19 protein-coding genes are annotated in these 18,540 nt (G+C 69.4%); 3 read left to right on the top strand and 16 right to left on the bottom strand.

Annotation, left to right across the window (positions count from 1 at the left end; all coding sequences use genetic code 11):
- Positions 1-59: 59 nt before the first annotated feature.
- Positions 60-554: a hypothetical protein gene (locus tag DFR72_RS41835; protein ID WP_090065138.1), complete on the bottom strand. Its 495-nt coding sequence runs from the start codon at positions 552-554 to the stop codon at positions 60-62.
- Between the two features lie 146 nt (positions 555-700).
- Between DFR72_RS41835 and DFR72_RS41840 the strand changes: the two genes are divergently transcribed.
- Positions 701-1,993 carry an amino acid permease gene (locus DFR72_RS41840; RefSeq protein ID WP_090065139.1) on the top strand — a complete coding sequence of 431 codons (1,293 nt, stop codon included), beginning with the start codon at positions 701-703 and terminating at the stop codon, positions 1,991-1,993.
- A gap of 3 nt (positions 1,994-1,996) precedes the next feature.
- Here DFR72_RS41840 and DFR72_RS41845 read toward each other — a convergent pair whose 3' ends face one another.
- The 4 genes from DFR72_RS41845 to DFR72_RS41860 form a co-directional block, all read right to left on the bottom strand.
- The gene (locus DFR72_RS41845; RefSeq protein WP_090065140.1) at positions 1,997-2,503 is read right to left on the bottom strand and encodes an NlpC/P60 family protein; all 507 of its coding nucleotides are present in this window, start codon (positions 2,501-2,503) and stop codon (positions 1,997-1,999) included.
- 154 nt (positions 2,504-2,657) lie between these two features.
- Complete coding sequence (locus DFR72_RS41850; RefSeq protein ID WP_090010909.1) at positions 2,658-2,915, bottom strand: helix-turn-helix domain-containing protein; 258 nt, start codon at positions 2,913-2,915, stop codon at positions 2,658-2,660.
- Between the two features lie 267 nt (positions 2,916-3,182).
- Positions 3,183-3,818, bottom strand: coding sequence for a UdgX family uracil-DNA binding protein (locus DFR72_RS41855; RefSeq protein WP_090065141.1), 636 nt, complete (start codon positions 3,816-3,818; stop codon positions 3,183-3,185).
- Positions 3,796-3,975 (bottom strand): CsbD family protein, encoded by a 180-nt coding sequence (locus tag DFR72_RS41860; RefSeq protein WP_090065142.1) that lies wholly within the window; start codon positions 3,973-3,975, stop codon positions 3,796-3,798. Before DFR72_RS41860 ends, DFR72_RS41855 begins: the two co-directional genes overlap by 23 nt.
- Positions 3,976-4,161: 186 nt before the next feature.
- Between DFR72_RS41860 and DFR72_RS41865 the strand changes: the two genes are divergently transcribed.
- Entirely contained in the window at positions 4,162-4,506 is a 345-nt protein-coding gene (locus DFR72_RS41865; RefSeq protein ID WP_245983899.1) for an ANTAR domain-containing protein, read from the top strand.
- Here the strand turns inward: DFR72_RS41865 and treZ are convergent.
- From treZ to DFR72_RS41900, 7 genes are all read right to left on the bottom strand, one after another.
- Positions 4,425-6,107: a malto-oligosyltrehalose trehalohydrolase gene (gene treZ, locus DFR72_RS41870; protein WP_090065144.1), complete on the bottom strand. Its 1,683-nt coding sequence runs from the start codon at positions 6,105-6,107 to the stop codon at positions 4,425-4,427. The genes DFR72_RS41865 and treZ overlap by 82 nt on opposite strands.
- Entirely contained in the window at positions 6,104-8,182 is a 2,079-nt protein-coding gene (gene treY, locus DFR72_RS41875) for a malto-oligosyltrehalose synthase (RefSeq protein ID WP_090065145.1), read from the bottom strand. Before treY ends, treZ begins: the two co-directional genes overlap by 4 nt.
- Positions 8,182-10,287: a glycogen debranching protein GlgX gene (gene glgX, locus DFR72_RS41880; protein ID WP_090065146.1), complete on the bottom strand. Its 2,106-nt coding sequence runs from the start codon at positions 10,285-10,287 to the stop codon at positions 8,182-8,184. Before glgX ends, treY begins: the two co-directional genes overlap by 1 nt.
- A gap of 591 nt (positions 10,288-10,878) precedes the next feature.
- A complete protein-coding gene (locus tag DFR72_RS41885) occupies positions 10,879-11,181 on the bottom strand; it encodes a hypothetical protein (RefSeq protein ID WP_090065276.1) in 303 nt (100 codons plus the stop codon).
- A gap of 94 nt (positions 11,182-11,275) precedes the next feature.
- Complete coding sequence (locus DFR72_RS41890; RefSeq protein ID WP_090065147.1) at positions 11,276-13,090, bottom strand: 4-alpha-glucanotransferase; 1,815 nt, start codon at positions 13,088-13,090, stop codon at positions 11,276-11,278.
- A gap of 105 nt (positions 13,091-13,195) precedes the next feature.
- Positions 13,196-13,621, bottom strand: coding sequence for a RidA family protein (locus DFR72_RS41895; protein WP_090065277.1), 426 nt, complete (start codon positions 13,619-13,621; stop codon positions 13,196-13,198).
- A 14-nt stretch (positions 13,622-13,635) separates the two neighbouring features.
- Entirely contained in the window at positions 13,636-14,547 is a 912-nt protein-coding gene (locus DFR72_RS41900) for a LacI family DNA-binding transcriptional regulator (RefSeq protein ID WP_090065278.1), read from the bottom strand.
- A 31-nt stretch (positions 14,548-14,578) separates the two neighbouring features.
- Between DFR72_RS41900 and DFR72_RS41905 the strand changes: the two genes are divergently transcribed.
- On the top strand, positions 14,579-15,028 hold the full coding sequence (locus tag DFR72_RS41905) for a peroxiredoxin (protein ID WP_090065148.1): 450 nt from the start codon (positions 14,579-14,581) through the stop codon (positions 15,026-15,028).
- Here the strand turns inward: DFR72_RS41905 and DFR72_RS41910 are convergent.
- From DFR72_RS41910 to DFR72_RS41925, 4 genes are all read right to left on the bottom strand, one after another.
- Positions 15,015-15,527, bottom strand: coding sequence for an MmpS family transport accessory protein (locus DFR72_RS41910; protein WP_090065149.1), 513 nt, complete (start codon positions 15,525-15,527; stop codon positions 15,015-15,017). The genes DFR72_RS41905 and DFR72_RS41910 overlap by 14 nt on opposite strands.
- A gap of 142 nt (positions 15,528-15,669) precedes the next feature.
- Positions 15,670-16,947: a glycosyltransferase gene (locus DFR72_RS41915; RefSeq protein ID WP_090065150.1), complete on the bottom strand. Its 1,278-nt coding sequence runs from the start codon at positions 16,945-16,947 to the stop codon at positions 15,670-15,672.
- Between the two features lie 41 nt (positions 16,948-16,988).
- Entirely contained in the window at positions 16,989-17,558 is a 570-nt protein-coding gene (locus DFR72_RS41920) for a TetR/AcrR family transcriptional regulator (protein ID WP_090065151.1), read from the bottom strand.
- A 3-nt stretch (positions 17,559-17,561) separates the two neighbouring features.
- Complete coding sequence (locus DFR72_RS41925; protein WP_090065279.1) at positions 17,562-18,512, bottom strand: LLM class F420-dependent oxidoreductase; 951 nt, start codon at positions 18,510-18,512, stop codon at positions 17,562-17,564.
- Positions 18,513-18,540: the final 28 nt, after the last annotated feature.

The following is an 18,540-nucleotide window of genomic DNA, read 5'->3' on the forward strand; positions in this document are numbered from 1 at the left end:
ATCGTGAAAGTCCTGGAAGACCCGGATGGCGAATCGCGCCGTTACGACTGTGCGAAGAGTCACCGGAGCCCGGCGGTCTCCGTGACCGCCCTCAGTGCCGCCACCACGGCGGAGAACGGCGGCACGAACGGCTTCGCGGCCGGCACCTCGCCGTGCCACCGGACCCCGCCCCCGTCGATCCGCGACGGCGGCAACGGCACGAGCGTCCCCAGCCGGTGCGTCAGCGCGCCCCGCGCCCGCAACCGGATCAGGTTCACCTGCGACGCCTCGTCCGCGGACTCGGTGAGGACGAGCCATCGCCCGGGAGCCCCCGCGGCCGAAGGCAGCACCACCACCGGGCCGCCCAGCATCCGCACGGACAGGTAGTCCTGCACCTCCCGGCCGATCCCCGCCGCCATCTCCACGGCGGACACCGCGTGGTCGGTGGTCAGCAGCAGGCGGTTCTCCGACCGCAGCACCAGCCACCCCCAGCCTGAGTAGCGCTCGAGCGCGCCGGCGAACGTGTCGAGCTGCGGCAGAACTCCGGCCGGTAGTACTCCCTTAGGCGAGTTCATGGATCTCACCCTCACTTGTTTCAGTACGGTGTAACTCCGATCACACGATTTGACTCTCCGCCGCCTTGAACTCACTATCGGCCCGCCATCGGCACACTCGAACGGGGCTGGAGAGCGTGAGTCACCTGCGGGAACGGCATGTCACCATGATCGCGCTGGGAGGCGTGATCGGAGCGGGCCTCTTCGTCGGGACGGGCGCCGGCATCGCGCTCGCCGGACCGGCGGTGCTCATCTCGTTCGGTCTCGCCGGAATTCTGGCGTTGCTCGTCCTGCGCATGCTCGGGGAAATGGCGGCCGAGCACCCGAGCGGCGGCGCGTTCTCCGTGCACGCGGAAAAGGCGATCGGGCCCTGGGCCGGGTTCACGGTCGGCTGGACCTACTGGGCGGCGGTCGGTGTGGTGCTCGCGGTCGAGGCGACCGGCGCTGCCAAGATCGCGTCGGGCTGGGTGCCCGCGGTGCCGCAGTGGGTGTGGGTGCTGATCTTCATGAGCGCGCTCACCGCGGTGAACCTCGTGGGCGTCCGCAACTTCGGCGAGTTCGAGTTCTGGTTCGCGGGCCTCAAGGTCGCCGCGATCGTCCTCTTCCTCGCGCTGGGGGCCGCGGCCATCGCGGGCCTGCTCCCCGGCGTCGACTCCCCCGGCACGCAGAACCTGAGCGACTTCCTGCCCCACGGCTGGGGAGGCGTCATCGCCGGGTTCATGGCGGTGGTGTTCGCGTTCGGCGGGCTGGAGGTCGTCACGATCGCGGCCGCCGACGCCGAAAACCCCCGGCACGCCGTCAAGAAGGCCGTCCGGACGTCCATGACCCGGCTGCTCGTGTTCTACCTCGGCTCGATGGCCGTCGTCGTGACGCTCCTGCCGTGGAACGACTCCGAGGTCGGCGCGAGCCCGTACGTCGCGGTGCTGAACCGGATCGGGATCCCGGCGGCCGGGCAGATCATGAACGTCGTCATCTTCGTGGCGCTGCTGAGCGCCATCAACGCCACGCTCTACGGCGCCGCGCGCATGCTGAGCTCACTGGCCGAGCGCGGCGAGGCCCCGAAAGCGTTGCTGGCCAAGAAGAACGGTGTGCCGCGCAACGCGGTGCTGGCCTCCACGGCGTTCGGGTTCTTCTCCGTGCTCCTCAACTACCTGTGGCCGGACACGGTGTTCCTGCTGCTGCTCAACGCGGTGGGCTCGGCGCTGCTGGTCGTCTGGGGGTTCATCGCCATCTCGCAGATCCGGCTGCGCCGCACGATGGAGAACCCGGCGGTCCCCATGTGGGGCTATCCGTACCTCTCCTGGCTGGCGCTGGCCGCGATCGCCGGCGTCATCGTGCTGATGCTGAGCGACGAGCAGGCCCGCGGGCAGATCCTGTCCACGGGCGTGCTCGTCGCCGTGGTCGCGGCGGTGGCGCTGAGCAGGTCGGCCTTGCGCCTGCGCCACCACGACCGGACCTGACGCTCAGCCCGTGACGTTCTTCAACCGGTAGGGCTTGTACTTGGTGTTCGTCAGGCCGTACGTGAGCGCGCGGTGGTCGGTGCCGTGGCTGCCGCGTTGCTCGTAGGCCATGTACTGCGACTTGTCGGCCTTCGTCCACTTCTCGAAGATCACGACGTGGCGGAAGTCGTCGCCGGGTTCGTCGACCGGGTCGATGAAGAGATCACCCGGCTTGAGATCGGCGATCTTGATCGGGGTCGTGTACTTGCTGGTGGCGAGAGCGACGGTGTTCGGTCCACCCTTGGGATTGGCGTTCCCCAGTGTCGCGGCCATCGAGACAAAACCCGAACAGTCCTGCCGATAGCCGTCCTTCCAGTACTTGGACATGCTGTACGGCACCTGCTTGCCGTTGTTCGCGGTCAGCCACGTGGCCGCCCGCTTGAGCACCTCACCCCTGCTGATCTGCGCTTCCGGTGTTGCGGTCGCCACGGGCGCGCCGACGAGAACGAACGCGAAGAACGCAGCGATCACAGCTGAAATGAATTTCACCATTTCCCCCTGCTTCGAGAAGAGCGAATCTCGCGATCCACCCGAACACGGGGTGCGATGGGACGTCAAGGTCGTCCGCTGAATTGCCGGCGATCTCAAACTTTAGTGGTAACTCGACCGAGCGAATTCTTCGCGATCAGGCCGATCGGCTCTGCGGGGTCAGCAGTTCGTTGATGGAATCCAGCGAGATCCCGAGCGCACCGGCGAGGGCGGCGATGGTGAAGAACGACGGCGTGGGGGCGCGTCCCGTCTCGATCTTGCGCACGGTCTCGGCGGACAGGCCGGCGCGTGCCGCGATCTCGACCATGCTCGCCTCGCCGCGGGCGTCCCGCAGCAGCTGACCGAGCCGCCTGCCGCGCTCCCGTTCCAGCGACGTCAGTGGGATGCGCACCATGCCTGCGGATTCTACGCGAAACGGGCGCCCTGGGTGACGTGAGAAAAGTCCGTTGCGAGCCCCGCCGGGCTCGACGTAGGTTCGTCTTACACACGAGAGGAGGTGGTCCGAAGTTGTATAGCAACAGGACTCGTGAGGTGGCTGTCCGATAGGACCGCCTTTTGGTGACGCCTAGTCGTAAACCCAGGCAGCCACCCGACCCCCGGACTTCGAGCGCTGGTCCCGCTCGGCCTGCTCGCGCAGGAGTCGTCCGGGGGTTGTCCCGTTTCAGGGCGTCTTCAGGGCTTTCAGGTCCGCGACGAACGCGTCGAACGCCTCGCTGAAGTTCTCCGCTCGAACAACGGACGACGGGTGCACCGTCACCCCGACCTTCAGCCCGTCGTGCTCCAGCACCTCACCGCGGTGCTCGGTCAGCTTGAACGACGGCCCCAGCACCGCCTTGGCCGCCACGGCCCCCAGCACGACCACGAGCCAGGGCTTCACCACCCGGATCTCCTCGCGCAGCCAGGGGAAGCACGCCACGACCTCGCTGCGCCGGGGCTGCTGGTGGATCCGGCGCTTCCCGCGCTCGGTGAACCGGAAGTGCTTCACCGCGTTCGTCAGGTACGCCTTCGAGCGATCTATGCCGGCGGCCTCGAACGCCTTGTCCAGCAACCTCCCGGCGGGCCCCACGAACACGTGCCCTTCGGTGTCCTCGCGATCACCCGGACACTCCCCGACCGCCATCAGGCGGGCCGGTACCGGGCCCTCCCCGAAGACTGTCTGCGTCGCGTCCCGGTAGAGCTCGCACCCGTGACACCCCACGGCCGCAGAACGCAAAGCCGCCCAGTCCGCCCCCTCGGGGACGTACTGGGCGGCATCCGCGTTCTTGCCAGGACCGCTACTTGTCCGAGCGGAAGGCATCCTTGACCTTCTCGCCGGCCTGCTTGATGTCGGCCTTGGCGCGCTCCGCGCGGCCCTCGGCCTGCCACTGCTCGTTGTCGGTGGCGTCGCCGACGGCTTCCTTCGCACGACCCTTGAGTTCTTCGGCCTTGTTCTCGAACTTCTCATCGGCACCCATGCAACTCGGTTACCCGGCGAGCACCGTCCGAAACAGTTGATAAGGTGATCACTCGCGGTTGAGAACCCAGCCGCAAGCCGATGTGACGGCTTGCCCTGGGTGTGCCCGCCTTTCGCAATGCAGCTCCCGAGCACCGTCGTCACACCGGCATGCCGCTGTGACACGACGACGCGAAAGGAGCCGGCGGTGTCGTCCGCGAGAATCACCGCCCTCGAGGCCGAGGTGGCGGGGCTGCGCAAGGCTCTGGTGTCCCGGACTGTCATCGGGCAGGCCACGGGCCTGATCGCCGCACGCAAACCCTGCACACCCCAGCAGGCTTTCCAGCTGCTGGTGCACATCTCCCAGCACCACAACATCAAGCTGCACGTCGCCGCGGACCGGCTGGTCACGGCGTTCGTGCACGCGTACCTGGGTCGGCCCGTCGACCTGGCCGACCAGATGTTGTGGGATCACGTCGACGCGACGACCGCGAACGAGTCCGGTGGAAGCGACGACGGGTTCGCCGAGGAGGCGAGCAGCACTTCTCCGTGAGGCAGCGGGACGGGGGTCGTGCCGAGGTTCACCACCACGCGGATCGCTCCGCGGTGCAACACGAAGCACTCCCCGTCCTGCTTCACGACGAACCTGTCCAGTCGCGGGTCGGCCAGCTCCGGGCGGGAGCGGCGCAACGCGATCAGGGCCTTGTAGGTCTCCAGGACTTCGGCGTGATCACCCTCCCGCACCTCGTCCCAGCGCAGACGCGAGTTCTCGACCGTCTGGGGCGACATCGGGTCCGGAACGTCGGATTCGCCCCATCCGTGCCGTGAGAACTCGCGCCTGCGGCCGGTCCGGACGGCTTCCGCGAGCTGCGGGTCCGGGAACGACGCGAAGAACTGCCACGGGGTGGACGCCGCCCACTCCTCCCCCATGAAGATCATGGGCGTGTACGGCGAAGTCAGCACGATTGCCGCTGCACACAACAACTTTCCCGTCGACACGGACGCGGTCAGCCGGTCGCCGGTGGCCCGGTTGCCGATCTGGTCGTGGTTCTGCGTGTACGCGAGGAACCGGTAACCGGGGATCAGCGCGGTGTCGACCGGCTTGCCGTGGTGCTTCTCACGGAACGACGACCAGGTGCCGGCGTGGAAGAACACCTTCTCCAGCGTGTTCTTCAACGCTCCCGGCGCCGCGAAGTCCTCGTAGTAGCCGAAGGTCTCGCCGGTCAGCGCGACGTGCAGGCAGTGGTGCAGGTCGTCCGACCACTGCGCCTGCAGGCCGTAGCCGCCGGCTTCGCGCGACGTCACGAGCCTGGCGTCGTTCAGGTCGGACTCGGCGATCAACGTGAGCGGACGGCCGGCGGACGCCGACAGGGCGTCCACCTCGGCGGCCATCTCCTCGAGGACGTGGGTCGCCCTCTGGTCGGCCAGCGCGTGCACGGCGTCGAGCCGCAGCCCGTCGACGTGGAAGTCCCGCAACCACTGCACCGCGTTGTCGATGACGTACCGGCGCACCTCGTCGGAGCCCGGCCCGTCCAGGTTCAGCCCGGGGCCCCAGTCGTTGCGCCCGGCGAAGTACGGCCCGAACTTGTCGAGGTACGCACCGGACGGCCCGAGGTGGTTGTAGACGACGTCCAGCAGCACGGCCAGGCCACGCGCGTGGCACGCGTCGACGAACCGCTTGAACCCGTCCGGCCCGCCGTAGGGCTGGTGGACGGCGCCCCACAGCACGCCGTCGTAACCCCAGCCCTCGACGCCGTCGAAGCTGTTGACCGGCATGACCTCGACGAACGAGATGCCGAGGTCCACCAGGTGGTCGAGCTTGCCGATGGCCGCGTCGAACGTGCCCTCGGGCGTGAACGTGCCGATGTGCAGCTCGTAGATCACGCCACCGGGCAGCGCCCGGCCGGTCCACCCGCTGTCGGTCCACGCGAACTCGTGGGAGTACACCCGCGAGGCCTCGTGCACCCCGCCCGGCTGCCAGAGCGACCGCGGATCCGGGTACGCCTGACCTTCGATGACGAACGCGTAGTCCGTGCCCTCCGGCGACTCGACGTCGGAACGCCACCAGTCGCCGTCGCGCTTCATCTCGTGGTCGGCACCGTCGACGCGGACGTGCACCGACTCGGGCGTCGGCGCCCAGACGGAGAAGCTCACTGATCCCCCTGCACCAGCAGCGCTACCGGATAGGTGTCGAGCAACGACGCCAGGTCCTCCGTCGCCGGACGCCCGGTGAGGACGTCCGTCCACTTCGCACCCGGCAACGGCAGAACCGTGTCCTGCCAGCCCTTCTGCTCCAGGCCGACCGGCAGCCTCGTCGCCACCGTGATCACCCCGGACCGTTCGAACGCCAGCACGTGCTCGGCGGCCGGGCCCTCGGCGTGCAGCGGCCGGTAGCCGTGCAGGCCGCGCTTGCGCACGTGCAAGGCCTTCTGCACCACGAGGAGCTTGGCCGCGCCCGAGTCGTCTACCTCCGGCAGCCAGCCGGACTCGATGCGTGCCAACAGGTCCCGGCGCACGTCGTAGTCGACGGGCCTGCGGTTGTCCGGGTCGACCAGTGAGAAGTCCCACAGCTCGGTGCCCTGGTACACGTCCGGCACGCCCGGCGCGGTGAGCTGGACCAGCTTCTGCCCCAGCGAGTTCGACCAGCCGGGAGCCTTGATCCGTTCGGCGAACGCGGCGACCTCGGGCTCGTTCAGCGCCTTCGCCGGCCACGCGGCCACCTCGGCGTCGAACTCGGCGTTCCGGTCGACCCACGAGGTCTTGATCTTCGCCTCGCGCGACGCCTTCTCCAGGTACTGGCCCAGCCGTTCCTCGGTGAGCGGCCACGCGCCGACGACCGACTGCCACGCCAGGCGGTTCAGCGTCGGTTCGGAGAGGCCGTGCTTCTGGCTCATCCCGGCCTCGAACGCGAGGTAGGCGTCCGGGATCTCCGCGAGCACGGCGAGCCTCGCCCGCACGTCCTCCGAACGCTTCGTGTCGTGCGTCGACAGCGCCGTCATCGCGGCCGGCTCGGCGGACTCACGCCGCGCCGCGCGCTGGTGGAACTCGCTGACGGGCAGGCCGAACCTGTCCGGCGAGCCGCCGACCTCGTTGAGCGCCACGAAGTTCGTGTACCGGTAGAACGCCGTGTCCTCGGTGCCCTTCGCGACGACCATGCCGGACGTCTGCTGGATCCTGGTCGCCAGCTCGCCGTGAGGATCGGCGCGGACCTGCTCGTCCAGCGCGCGCACGGCGGGCGACCTGCTCAGCCTGACCGCGGTCTCCCAGTGCCCGAGGCCTTCCGGGAGGTACGACCGGTAGACCGGGAAGTTGACCATCACCTCGGCGACCGCCCGGCACGCCTCCTCGAACTCCACCCCTTCGACGAGGCGCGCGATGCGGCGCACCTCCGCCACCAGGATGGAGTCCGCGACCTGCTGCCGTGAGGAGTGCTCGACCGAGTGGAAGTCGCCTTCGTAGGCGTCCGTGGGTGCGATGAACACGCCGCAGATCTCGCGCAGCGCGTCATAGCCCGTGGTGCCGTCGACCGGCCAGCTCTGCGGCAGCGACTCGTCCGGCCCGAGGATCTTCTCCACGACCAGCCAGCCGTCGAAGTGCTCGCGCAGCCGCCGGAAGTAGCCGCCGGGGTCGGCGAGCCCGTCCGGGTGGTCGATGCGCAACCCCGTCACACCCCACGACAACACCTCCCGGTGCGTCGCCTCGAACACCTCGGGATCCTCGACCCGCACCGCCGCGAGCTCGGTGATGTCGAAGAACCTGCGGTAGTTCAGCTCGGTGTTCCCGCGCCGCCAGTTCGCCTTCAGGTAGTGCTCGTGGACCTCGTCGGGAGCGTCCTCGCCCAGCACGGGCAGCAGCACCTTGCCCGACGACCAGTCGATGTCGAAGTACCGCGCGTACTTCGAGGCCTGGCCGTGTGCGAGCACGTCCTCCCACCACGGGTTCGGCACGACCATGTGGTTCGGCACGATGTCGACCACCAGGCCGAGGTCCAGCGCCTTCAGCCGGGCCTGCAGCGCGACCCGCTCGGCGTCGCCGCCCAGCTCGGGCCGCGCGCGAGTCGGATCGGTGACGTCGTAGCCGTGGGTCGAGCCCTCCCGCGCGTCGAGCATCGGCGACCCGTACAGCGCGCCCACTCCCAGGCGCGCCAGGTAGTCCGCGATGCCGGCGGCGTCGGCGAAGGTGAACGACGGGGTGAACTGGACGCGGTAGGTCGAGGACGGCGCGCCCATCAGCCCACCCGCTGCAGCACGACGAGCGACCGCGCGGTGAGCGACAGCTGCCCGGACGCGGCGATCGGCTTCTCGTTGCCGCCGACCTCCCCGGTCGTGGTGTCCACGACGACCCTCCACTCGGGACCGTACTCGGGCTCGGGCAACGTGACCTGGATGTCCTCGTGGTGCGCGTTGAACGCCATCAGGAACGAGTCGTCGACCACCCGCATGCCGCGCGAGTCGAGGTCCGGGATGCCCTCGCCGTTGAGGAAGACGACGATGCACTTGCCGAAGTCGTCCTCCCAGTTCTGCTCGGTCATCTCCTCGCCCGCCGGCGTGAACCACGCGATGTCGCGCAGTTCCTCACCCTTGCGGATCGGCCGGCCCGCGAAGAACCTGCGGCGCCGGAACACCGGGTGCGCCTTGCGGAACGCGGCGAGCGCCGAGGTGAACTCGGCCAGCTCGGCGTTGGCCTCGAGCAGCGACCAGTCGACCCAGGAGACCTCGTTGTCCTGGCAGTAGGCGTTGTTGTTGCCGTTCTGCGTGCGGCCGAACTCGTCGCCGTTCACGATCATCGGCACGCCCTGCGACAGCAGCATCGTCGCCATCAGGTTGCGCCGCTGCCGGCGCCGGAGCGCGAGGATCTCCTCGTCGTCCGTCGGCCCCTCGACACCGCAGTTCCAGGACCGGTTGTGGCTCTCGCCGTCCTGGTTGTCCTCGCCGTTGGCCTCGTTGTGCTTCTCGTTGTACGACACCAGGTCGTTCAGCGTGAAGCCGTCGTGCGCCGTCACGAAGTTGATCGACGCGTAAGGCCTGCGGCCGTCGTCCTGGTAGAGGTCGCTGCTGCCGGTGATGCGCGAGGCGAACTCACCGAGCGTCGCGGGCTCACCGCGCCAGAAGTCGCGGACCGTGTCGCGGTACTTGCCGTTCCACTCCGTCCACAGTGGAGGGAAGTTGCCGACCTGGTAGCCACCTGGCCCGACGTCCCACGGCTCGGCGATCAGCTTGACCTGCGACACCACCGGGTCCTGCTGCACGACCTCGAAGAACGTCGCCAGCCTGTCCACGTCGTAGAACTCGCGCGCCAGCGTGGCCGCGAGGTCGAACCGGAAGCCGTCGACGTGCATCTCGGTGACCCAGTACCGCAGTGAGTCCATGATGAGCTGCAGGGTGTGCGGCGTGCGCACGTTCAGCGAGTTGCCGGTGCCCGTGTAGTCCGTGTAGTACTGCGGGTCGTCGTCCTCGAGCCGGTAGTACGACTCGTTGTCGATACCGCGCATCGACAGCGTCGGCCCGAGGTGGTTGCCCTCCGCCGTGTGGTTGTAGACGACGTCGAGGATGACCTCGATGCCCGCCTGGTGCAGGGCCCTGACCATGCCCTTGAACTCCTGCACCTGGTTGAGCGGCAACGCGGCGTAGCCGTCGTGCGGTGCGAAGAACCCGATCGTGTTGTAGCCCCAGTAGTTGCTGAGCCTGCGCTCCGCCAGCGTGTGGTCGCTGATGAACTGGTGCACCGGCATCAGCTCGACCGCGGTGATGCCCGTCTTGACGAGGTGGTCGATCATCACCGGGTGCGCGAGACCCGCGTACGTGCCCCGCAGGCGCGGCGGGATCTCCGGGTGGTCGATGGTGAGACCGCGAACGTGCGCCTCGTAGATGACGCTCTCGTTGTACGGCGTCTTCGGCAGCCTGTCGTTCGTCCAGTCGAAGAACGGGTTCACCACCACGGACTTCGACACGTACGGCGCCGAGTCGTCGTCGTTGCGCTCGTCCGGCGACCCGAACTTGTAGCCGTACAGCGCCTCGTCCCACGACAGGCCGTTCGAGATGGCCTTGGCGTACGGGTCGATCAGCAGCTTGTTGGGGTTGCAGCGCAGGCCTCGCGACGGGTCGTGCGGACCGTGCACGCGGTATCCGTAGCGTTGTCCCGGGCCCACGCCGAGCAGGTAGCCGTGGTGGACGAAACCGTCCACCTCCGGCAGCCGCACGCGTGTCTCCGTGCCGTCCTCGTCGAAGAGGCAGAGCTCGACGTACTCCGCGACTTCGGAGAACAGGGCGAAATTGGTGCCCACTCCGTCGTAGCCGGCGCCAAGCGGGTAGGGCCTACCGGGCCAGGGTCGCACAATGCTCCTCGTCGCAAGAAACTAGCTGCTGAAAAGACCATATCCGTGCGACAACGTCGTGGCATCACGTCGTTGTGGCACGGCAGGCCGGGTTCTCATCCGGTCCGGTCACCCGGTGCGGGGACGACGCGTCAAGGCCACCAGCCCACGTGCAGCGGGACTTCCGGTGGGCGCCACGTCCGTTCAGGCCGCCGGGGCTCCAGGTGTGTCAGCCCGGCCTTCACCGCGCCACGATCCGAGCGGATCTTGGACGACGGGGACCAGCGGGCTGCCACGACCAGACAACTACCCAGTCGGCGCGCTTCGTACTCCTGCTGACGGAACTCCGTGAGCGGGGCCGGCACGACCTGCGGCGCGACGCGGCCGGCGCGTGCGCCGAAGCGCGCGCGAACCTCGCGGCACCGCGGTGTGCGGGCAGCGCCCGCGCCGGGGCCGGGTTCGATGCGAACCGGCAGGCCTGGTGAACGATCACACCCGAACCCTACGAGCGAGCACTGACGTTTCCGGCCCGCTGCAGCAAGGTTCTCACGAGAGTGGGAGCGGCTTGATTCGATCGTGTGATCGTCACCCTGCGGCGACTACCGGACGCAGTCACACCCCTTCGTGCGCCAGCACCAACTGGCCGCGGGCGGCGGTCAGCAACGTGCGGGCTTCCTGGATCTCCACGTACTTCAGGTGTTCACACGCGGCCTCGGCGCACGCCAGCGCGTGCTGCAGGGCCGTGTTGTCGTCCACGGGACCGGCGTCCCGCAGCGCGTCGCGCAGGGATTCCTCCGCGCGCCGTGCCCCGACGACCGGGTCGCCGAGCGCAGTGGGTCTCACCGAAGCGAGGACCTGCTCGACGGCCAGTTCAAGCACGCCGGTCGATGTCCGCGTGCCCACGGCTGAGCTCATCTGGTACGCCACCTCCAAGAACGTTCGTCTTCCGCCGTCCGGTGACGGCCTTACAGTACTCCTCAGGTCTATGACCTGCCGTTACGCAAAAGTTTCATCTTCCGCGGCTGCGGAGCGGCCGGGTGACCTCGCGGACGCGGGGGAAGAACTCGTCCAGGTCCACCGGCAGGGGGATTCTCCAGTTCGGGTGCTCGTCGATCGTGCCCGGCACGTTCGGCTGCCGGGTTTCCCGCAGAGCGTCCTGAGGTGAAGTCAGGACCAACGCGCAGGGTGCCTGCGCGAGCAGTTCGTGGGCGCCCTCGACCCTGTCCGCGGGCTTGATGCCCTCCTGGCGCATCAGCTCGTCGAAGTCGGGGCCGTCCGGTCCGGCGAAGAACGTCGCCGCGGTCGGCAGGTCGTGCGTCGAGATGCTGGCCATCTGGTTCGGGTTCCACTGCGACGGCGGGATCAGCGGGTGACCCTCGGCGTAGTAGTCGCGCTGGAAGTAGAGGACGGCGCTGGTCAGCATGCCGTTCTCCTGCAACGTCTTCGTGACGACCGGCTCGACCGTGCCCAGGTCCTCGCCGACCACGACCGCGCCCGCCCGGTACGCCTCCAGCGCGAGCACGCCGAGCATGGCGTCCGCGTCGTAGTAGACGTACGTGCCGCGCGACGGCGGCTCGCCCGGCGGGATCCACCAGAGCCGCCACAGGCCCGCGACGTGGTCGATGCGGATGCCGTCCGCGTGCTGCAGGACGCTGCGCAGCACCTGCCTGAACGGCCGGTAGCCGGTCTCGGCGAGCCTGTCCGGGCGCCACGGCGGCAGGCCCCAGCCCTGGCCGTCCGCGCTGAACGCGTCGGGCGGCGCGCCCACCGTGACGTCGATGGCGAACGCGTCGGGGTCGGCGAACGTGTCCGCGCCACCGGGGTCGACGCCCACCGGCAGGTCGTGGATGACGCCGACGGCCATGCCGGCCTCGTGCGCGGCGAGCCGGACGTCCTGGAGCTGACGGGTGCAGAGGTGCTGCAGCCAGGCGTAGAACGCGACCCGTTCGGCCGGTGGGTCCTCCCGGTCGGCCGGCCACTCGCGCCAGTCCTTGCCGTGGACCTCGGCGAGCGCGCAGTAGGTCGCGAACTTCTCCAGCTCGGCGTCCATCTCGACCTCGCCGCCGGGGAAGAGCAGTTCGAGCGCCTGCTTCTTCGCGTCCCACACGGCGTCGTAGTCGATCAGGTCCTGGTTCGCGGGTTTGAGGTCGCGGATGAGCTGCCGGGTGCGCGGGCAGGCCTGCAGGAACTCGGCCGTGTCGGTGACGCGCAGGTACAGCGGGTTCGCGAACCGGCGGCTGGTCGGCGAGTACGGCGAGCGCTCGACGGGGTGCGTCGGGCTCGGGGCCTGCACCGGGTTGACCAGCACGACGCCGGCGTCGAGTTCGAGGGCCGACCTGCGGGCGATCGTGGCGAGGTCGGCGAAGTCGCCCATCCCCCACGACTCCTTCGAGCGCGCGGCGTAGAGCTGCAGCATCCAGCCCCAGGTGTGCGGGACCTCGGGCAGCGTCCTGGGCGCGACGGCGAGCGTGACGGTCTGGTCCGCGGTCACCACGCGGTGCCAGCCGAGCGGCACCGAGTCGGGGAGGTGCCGTTCGACGGCGAACGAGGTGCCGTCCTCCAGCTCGATGGTCGCGGGACCGCCCAGGTCGTACGTCTCGTACTCGCGGATGACGATCGTGGGCGGGAGCTTCTGCTCGGCCCTGCGCCGCTCGACCTCGGCGAGCTCGCGGACGACCGAGTCCTCAGTGGACGCGTCGACTCCGAACTGGGCGAGGATCTTGACCACGACGTCGCGATCGACCGCAACCTCTTGCTGGTCCGCGTTTTCGTATCGAGTGGCTACGCCCCAAGCGTCCGCCAGCCGCGTCACCAACTGCTCCACAGGTACAAGCTATGTCACAGCTCGGTCCGCATTACCAGAGCAAATGGTCCCTGGTCACCCGATGGGTGCAGGCCGGTCGGGACACGTACGCAGAGGTGCTTTTACTTAGACATCCGATGCTTCGCCTGGAATTGCCACAACGGCCTCGACCTCCACCAGGAAATCGGGCCCGAACAACGCCGCCACCTGAACCAGTGTGCTGGCGGGGTTGTGCACCTCGCCCAGCGCGGGACGCAGGATTTCGTCACGCACGGCACGAATCGTCTGGACCTCGGATGCGTCGAGCACGAACCAGGTGAACTTCACGACATCCGACCAGTCGGCGCCAAACCTCCGGATGACGTGATGAAGATTGCTCAGTGCCTGCCGCGTCTGCGCCGCCAGGTCGTCGACCCCGACCACGCACCCGGCCGCGTCCACCGCCACCTGACCGGAGATGAACGCGAGCTTGCCGGTGACCGCCACGGCGTGCGCGTAGCCGGGGGTCATCGGCAGCGCGGCGAGCTCGGTCAGGCGTTCTTCGGCGGGCATGGCCGCCACCCTACTCAGGCGACGGGCCCGCTGGAGTTGCGCACGACCAGCCGCACGTGGTGCTCCGCCGGTTCGATCTCCCCGCCCCTGATCAGCGTGAACAGGTCCGCGACGGCCCGCTCCCCCTGCGCCTTCGCTGCCCCCTCGACGGCGGTCAGCCCGACGACGCGGGTGAGTTCCTGCCCGTCGAGCGACACGATCGACACCTCGTCCGGCACCGCCCGCCCGTCCCGCTGCATGCGCAGGAAGATGCCCACCGCCGCGGCACCGTTCGAGCTGATCACCGCGGTCGGCAGGCGCTCGCCGTCGAGCAGCACGTCCACCACCTGCTCGCCGCCGTCGACCGTCGGCGAGCACCAGACCGTCCACTCGGGACGTACGGCGAGCCCGGCGGCGACCAGGATCTCGTCGTACGACTCGTCGACGCCGTCGGCCAGCACCAGGGCCACGTCGCGGTGCCCCAGCCCTTGCAGGTGGGACACGGCGGTCCGCAGCGCGTGGCGGAGGTCGGTGTCGTCGACCGTGACGTGCGGGACCTCCAACGACTCCAAGGCGACCTGCTCCACCTGGGACAACGACAGGGACAGCAGCAGCACACCGTCCACACGACGCCCCAGCGGCAGCTCGCCGAAGAACTTGGCGCGCGCGTCCTCGTCCCCCAGCACGTAGAGCAGCACGTCGTACCCGGCCTGCCGCAACGCGCCCTCCGCGCCCGCCAGCACAGGGCTGACCTCGGACGTCAGCACCGCGATCGCGTACCGGCGCCCACCGGCCAAAGAGGAGGCGTCACGCGCGATCGCGTACTTCATCCGCCGCGCGATCTCGCTCACGTGCTGCCGGGTCGCCTCGGACACGCCCGGTTCGCCCCGCAGCGCACGCGATACGGTCGCAGCGGACACCCCTGCGGCCTTGGCCACGTCGGACATGCTGGTCACGGCCCGAGCGTATTGGAGATCCATGAAGCCAGGCGACCTCGCCCCCGACTTCACACTGCCCGACCAGGACGGCACCGACCGCAAGCTGTCGGCGCTGCTCGAGGCCGGCCCGGTCGTGCTGTTCTTCTACCCCGGCGCGATGACCACCGGGTGCACCGCGCAGAGCTGCCACTTCCGCGACCTCGCGAAGGAGTTCGAGGAGGCGGGCGCCCAGCGCGTCGGCATCTCGATGGACGACGTGGCGAAGCAGAAGCAGTTCGCCGAACTGAACAACTTCGACTACCCGCTGCTCTCCGACACCGGCGGCGACGTCGCGGAGCAGTACGGCGTGCGGCGCCGGTTCGGGCCGATCCCGGTCAAGCGGCACACGTTCGTCATCGGAGCCGGCCGGGAGATCATCGAGGTGATCAAGAGCGAGTTCTCCATGAACGCGCACGCGGACAAGGCGCTGGCCGCGCTCAGGAGTCGGTGATCGTCAGCACGCCATAGGGCCCGGAAGCCTTGCCCTCGCGGACAGTCGCACCGTCGATCGTGTACTTCCCGTGCACCTCGGCACCGTCCGAACCCGCCACCACCACGAGCATCACGGACTCGGACGCGCGGCCGGCGGGCACCTCGACGGTGCGCGTCCACGGCAGCGTCACGCCCGCCTCGTTGTGGATGGACGCGCCGACGGTCGCGGTGACGTTGAAGGCCTTGCCGGTGCCGGTCACCTCGAACACGACGGTCCGCTTCGCCGGTGCGGGAGACGACTCCGGCACCACCGAAAGCGGGCCGGGCTCCGGTTCAGCCTGCTGAACGGCGTCGCGCACCGCGTCCACCGCGCGAGGCCCGTACATCACGCCGCCCACGGCCAGCAGTGCGATGACCAGGAGGAAGATCCACGGGCCCTTCCGGGTCCTGCGCACCTCGTCGTGCAAAGGCGGCGCGACGCCGTACTCCGGTGGCAGGTGTGGCGGCAAGTGCGACATGGGACCCCCTGCTCAGGGAGTCGATCTCGCGCCTCCCGCTGTTACTCGGACCTGGGACGCGCCGCGGCACGAAAAGGATCCGTGCCGCGGCGAGCGCAATGCCGGATCAGCCGGTCCGCGCAGCGGTGAGCGCGACACCGGATCAGCCGGTCCGCGCCACGCCGGCCCGCGCGAGCCGTTCGACGTGGTCGGCGCTGAGCGGGCCGGCGTCGTGCCGCCGGTACTCCGCCGCCAGTTCGCGTGCCCGCAGCCGGAACGTGCCGCCGTGCAGCACTTCGCGCACCGCGGCCTTGATCGCCTTCTCCGACGGAGTCGACGTGCGCAGGTTCAGCCCGGCGCCGGACCGTTCGACGCGGGCGGCCACCTCCGGCTTGTCCTCCGTCGTGCCCGCCACGACCAGCGGGACGCCCTGTGCGAGCGCGAGCTGCACTCCGCCGAACCCGCCGTTGGTGACCATGGCGGAGAGTTCCGGCAGCAGCCTGTCGTAGGGCAGGAACGGCGCGGTGAAGGCGTTGGCGGGCAACGGGCCCACGTCGTGCGCGCCGGTGCTGGCGACGACGGTGACGTGTTCGTCAGCGAGCGCGCGGATGACGGGTAGGACGAGTTGCCCGAGGTCCGTGTCCGCGACCGTTCCCTGGGTGACGTGCACGATCGGGCGTCCGGCGGTGATCATGCGGTGCCACCAGTCCGGCAGCGCGGCCGCCGGTGCCGGGTCGACCAGCGCACCGACGAACTGCACCTGCGGCGGCATGAACGAGCGCGGGTGTTCGAGGCCGGCGATGCCGTTCTGCAGGTGCAGGTGTGGTGACACGGTCGCGAGTTCGCGCTCGCCCTCGGGCAGGCCCAGGCCGGTGAGGATCCGGGCGCGGTGGTCGAGGACGGGCTTGAACAGCACGTTGTCCAGCAGCCCGCGCACGACCGCGTACCGCAACCGGGCAAGCGCGCCGGCCCGGTGCTTCAGGCCCGGACCGAACGGCGGCACGTCCGGCGCGGGCAGCATCATCGGCATGACGCCGACGCTGACGGCGCGCGGGCCTCCGAGCTGTTCGAACACGCTCGCGCCGATGTACGCGGCGTCGTGCAGGACGAGGTCTGCCGGGCGTTCGGCCAGCGCCTTCCGCAGGTCGCCGACCTGCGTGGGGATCGGGTCGAGGAACACCGCGGTCATGTCGTAGCGCAGCTTGGTGATGCCCTTGAGCTTGGCGCGTTCGGGGAACAACTCGTCGACGTTGCGGCCCTGGTGGTCGATCGACGGGTCCATCTCGACGAACTCCGCGCCGGTGGCGGCGATCCGGTCTGCGAAAACACGGCCGGTGCACCAGCGCACGTGGTTGCCTCGCTCGGTCAGCGCACGGGCGATGGGCAGCAACGGCGCCACGTGGCCGGGGACGGGCATGGTCGCGAACAGCAGGTTCAGCACGGCCTCAGTCGACCAGACCGCGCTTAACGCTTCCTAATCCGTCATCTCAACCCGGCCAGCACGAAGTCCGCGATCTCCCCCGCCAGCTGGGCGGGCGTCTTCTGGCCGTCCGGCCGGAACCACATGGGCAGCTGGTTCACGACGCCCAGCGCGATCCGCACGACGGTGTCCGCGGGCACGACGGAGCTGAACTCGCCGTCCGCCTGCCCCTTCTCCACGACCGCGAGGAACGTCTCGTGGTAGCGGCGGCGTTCGGCGCGGAAGTCCGTCATCCGGTCCTCGCCGAGCCGGTGCAGCTCCCGGACGAACACCGCCGTCTCGTCGACCCGTTCGGCCGTCGAGATGACGAGCGAGGCCAGGATCTCGCGCACCGTCTCGGCGGCGGACAGGCCGAGGCCGATGATCCGGTCCATGTCGGCGGACTGGGACGTGATCAGCAGCCGGTAGATCTCGAAGAGCAGGTCGTCCTTCGAGCGGAAGTAGTGGTACAGCGCTCCCTTGGTGACCTCGGCGGCCTTGACGATCTCCTGCACCGAGGTCGCGTCGTAGCCCTGCGACGCGAACAGGCGCACGGCCACGTCGATGATCTTCTGCTCGGTCGCGCTGGGCACGGGTCATCCCCGGGGTGCGAGCGCGCGTGCCTGCTCGGCCTGGTCGCCACCGGTCGGCAGCAGCGCGATGATCGGGGTGTCGACGCCGTTGGCCTGGTACTCGGCCACGCGGCTGCGGCAGTGGTCGAGCGATCCGTGCACGACCAGCGCGTCCACGACCTCGTCCGGGATCGCCTTCGACGCGGCCTTGCGGTCGCCCGCCGCCCACGCCTCGTGCATCGGGCGCAACGCCTCACCGCGGCCGAGCCAGTCGTGGAACGCCGCGTACGCCGGCACGGTCAGGTAGGTGCTGATCAGCATGCGACCCAGTGCCCGCGCGGCGTCGGCGTCCTCGGTCGGGCACACGAAGATCCGTGCCGCGAGCTCGGCGTCGCCCAGTTCGGAACGCACCTGGGCCACGTCGGTGGCGGCGAGCCAGTTCGTGATCGCGCCGTCGGCCTCGCGACCGGCCAGGCGCAGCATGTTCGGGCGCAGCGCGGCGAGCATGATCGGCACCTTCTCCGCGGGCGGGCGCTCCAGCTTGAAGCCCTTCACCGAGAACGTGTCGTAGTCGGCGGAGACCTTCTCGCCCGCCAGCGCGGCCTTCAGGAAGCGCAGCGTGTCGCGGGTGCGCTTGAACGGCTCCTCGAACGGGATCGCGTTCCAGCGCTGCACGATGGCGGGCGACGACGAGCCGATGCCCAGCACGAACCGGCCGCCGGTCACCTCCGCGAGCGTCGCGGCGGTCATCGCCAGCGTGGCGGGGCCGCGCGTGTAGACGGGCGCGATCGCCGTGCCGAAGCGCAGCTCCGAGGACCACTGCGCGGCCAGGGCGAGGGGCGTGAACGCGTCGGTGCCGGTCGTCTCGGCCGACCACACGTCCGTGTAGCCGAGCCCGGCGAGCTCGGACACCAGCGCGCGGTGCTCCAGCACCGGCACACCGATCAGCGGCAGCGTGATTCCCCAACGAGCCATGAACGCCTCCATGTTGACTTGCCCGCCA

The organism is Lentzea flaviverrucosa (assembly GCF_003350445.1).
Taxonomy (GTDB): domain Bacteria; phylum Actinomycetota; class Actinomycetes; order Mycobacteriales; family Pseudonocardiaceae; genus Lentzea; species Lentzea californiensis.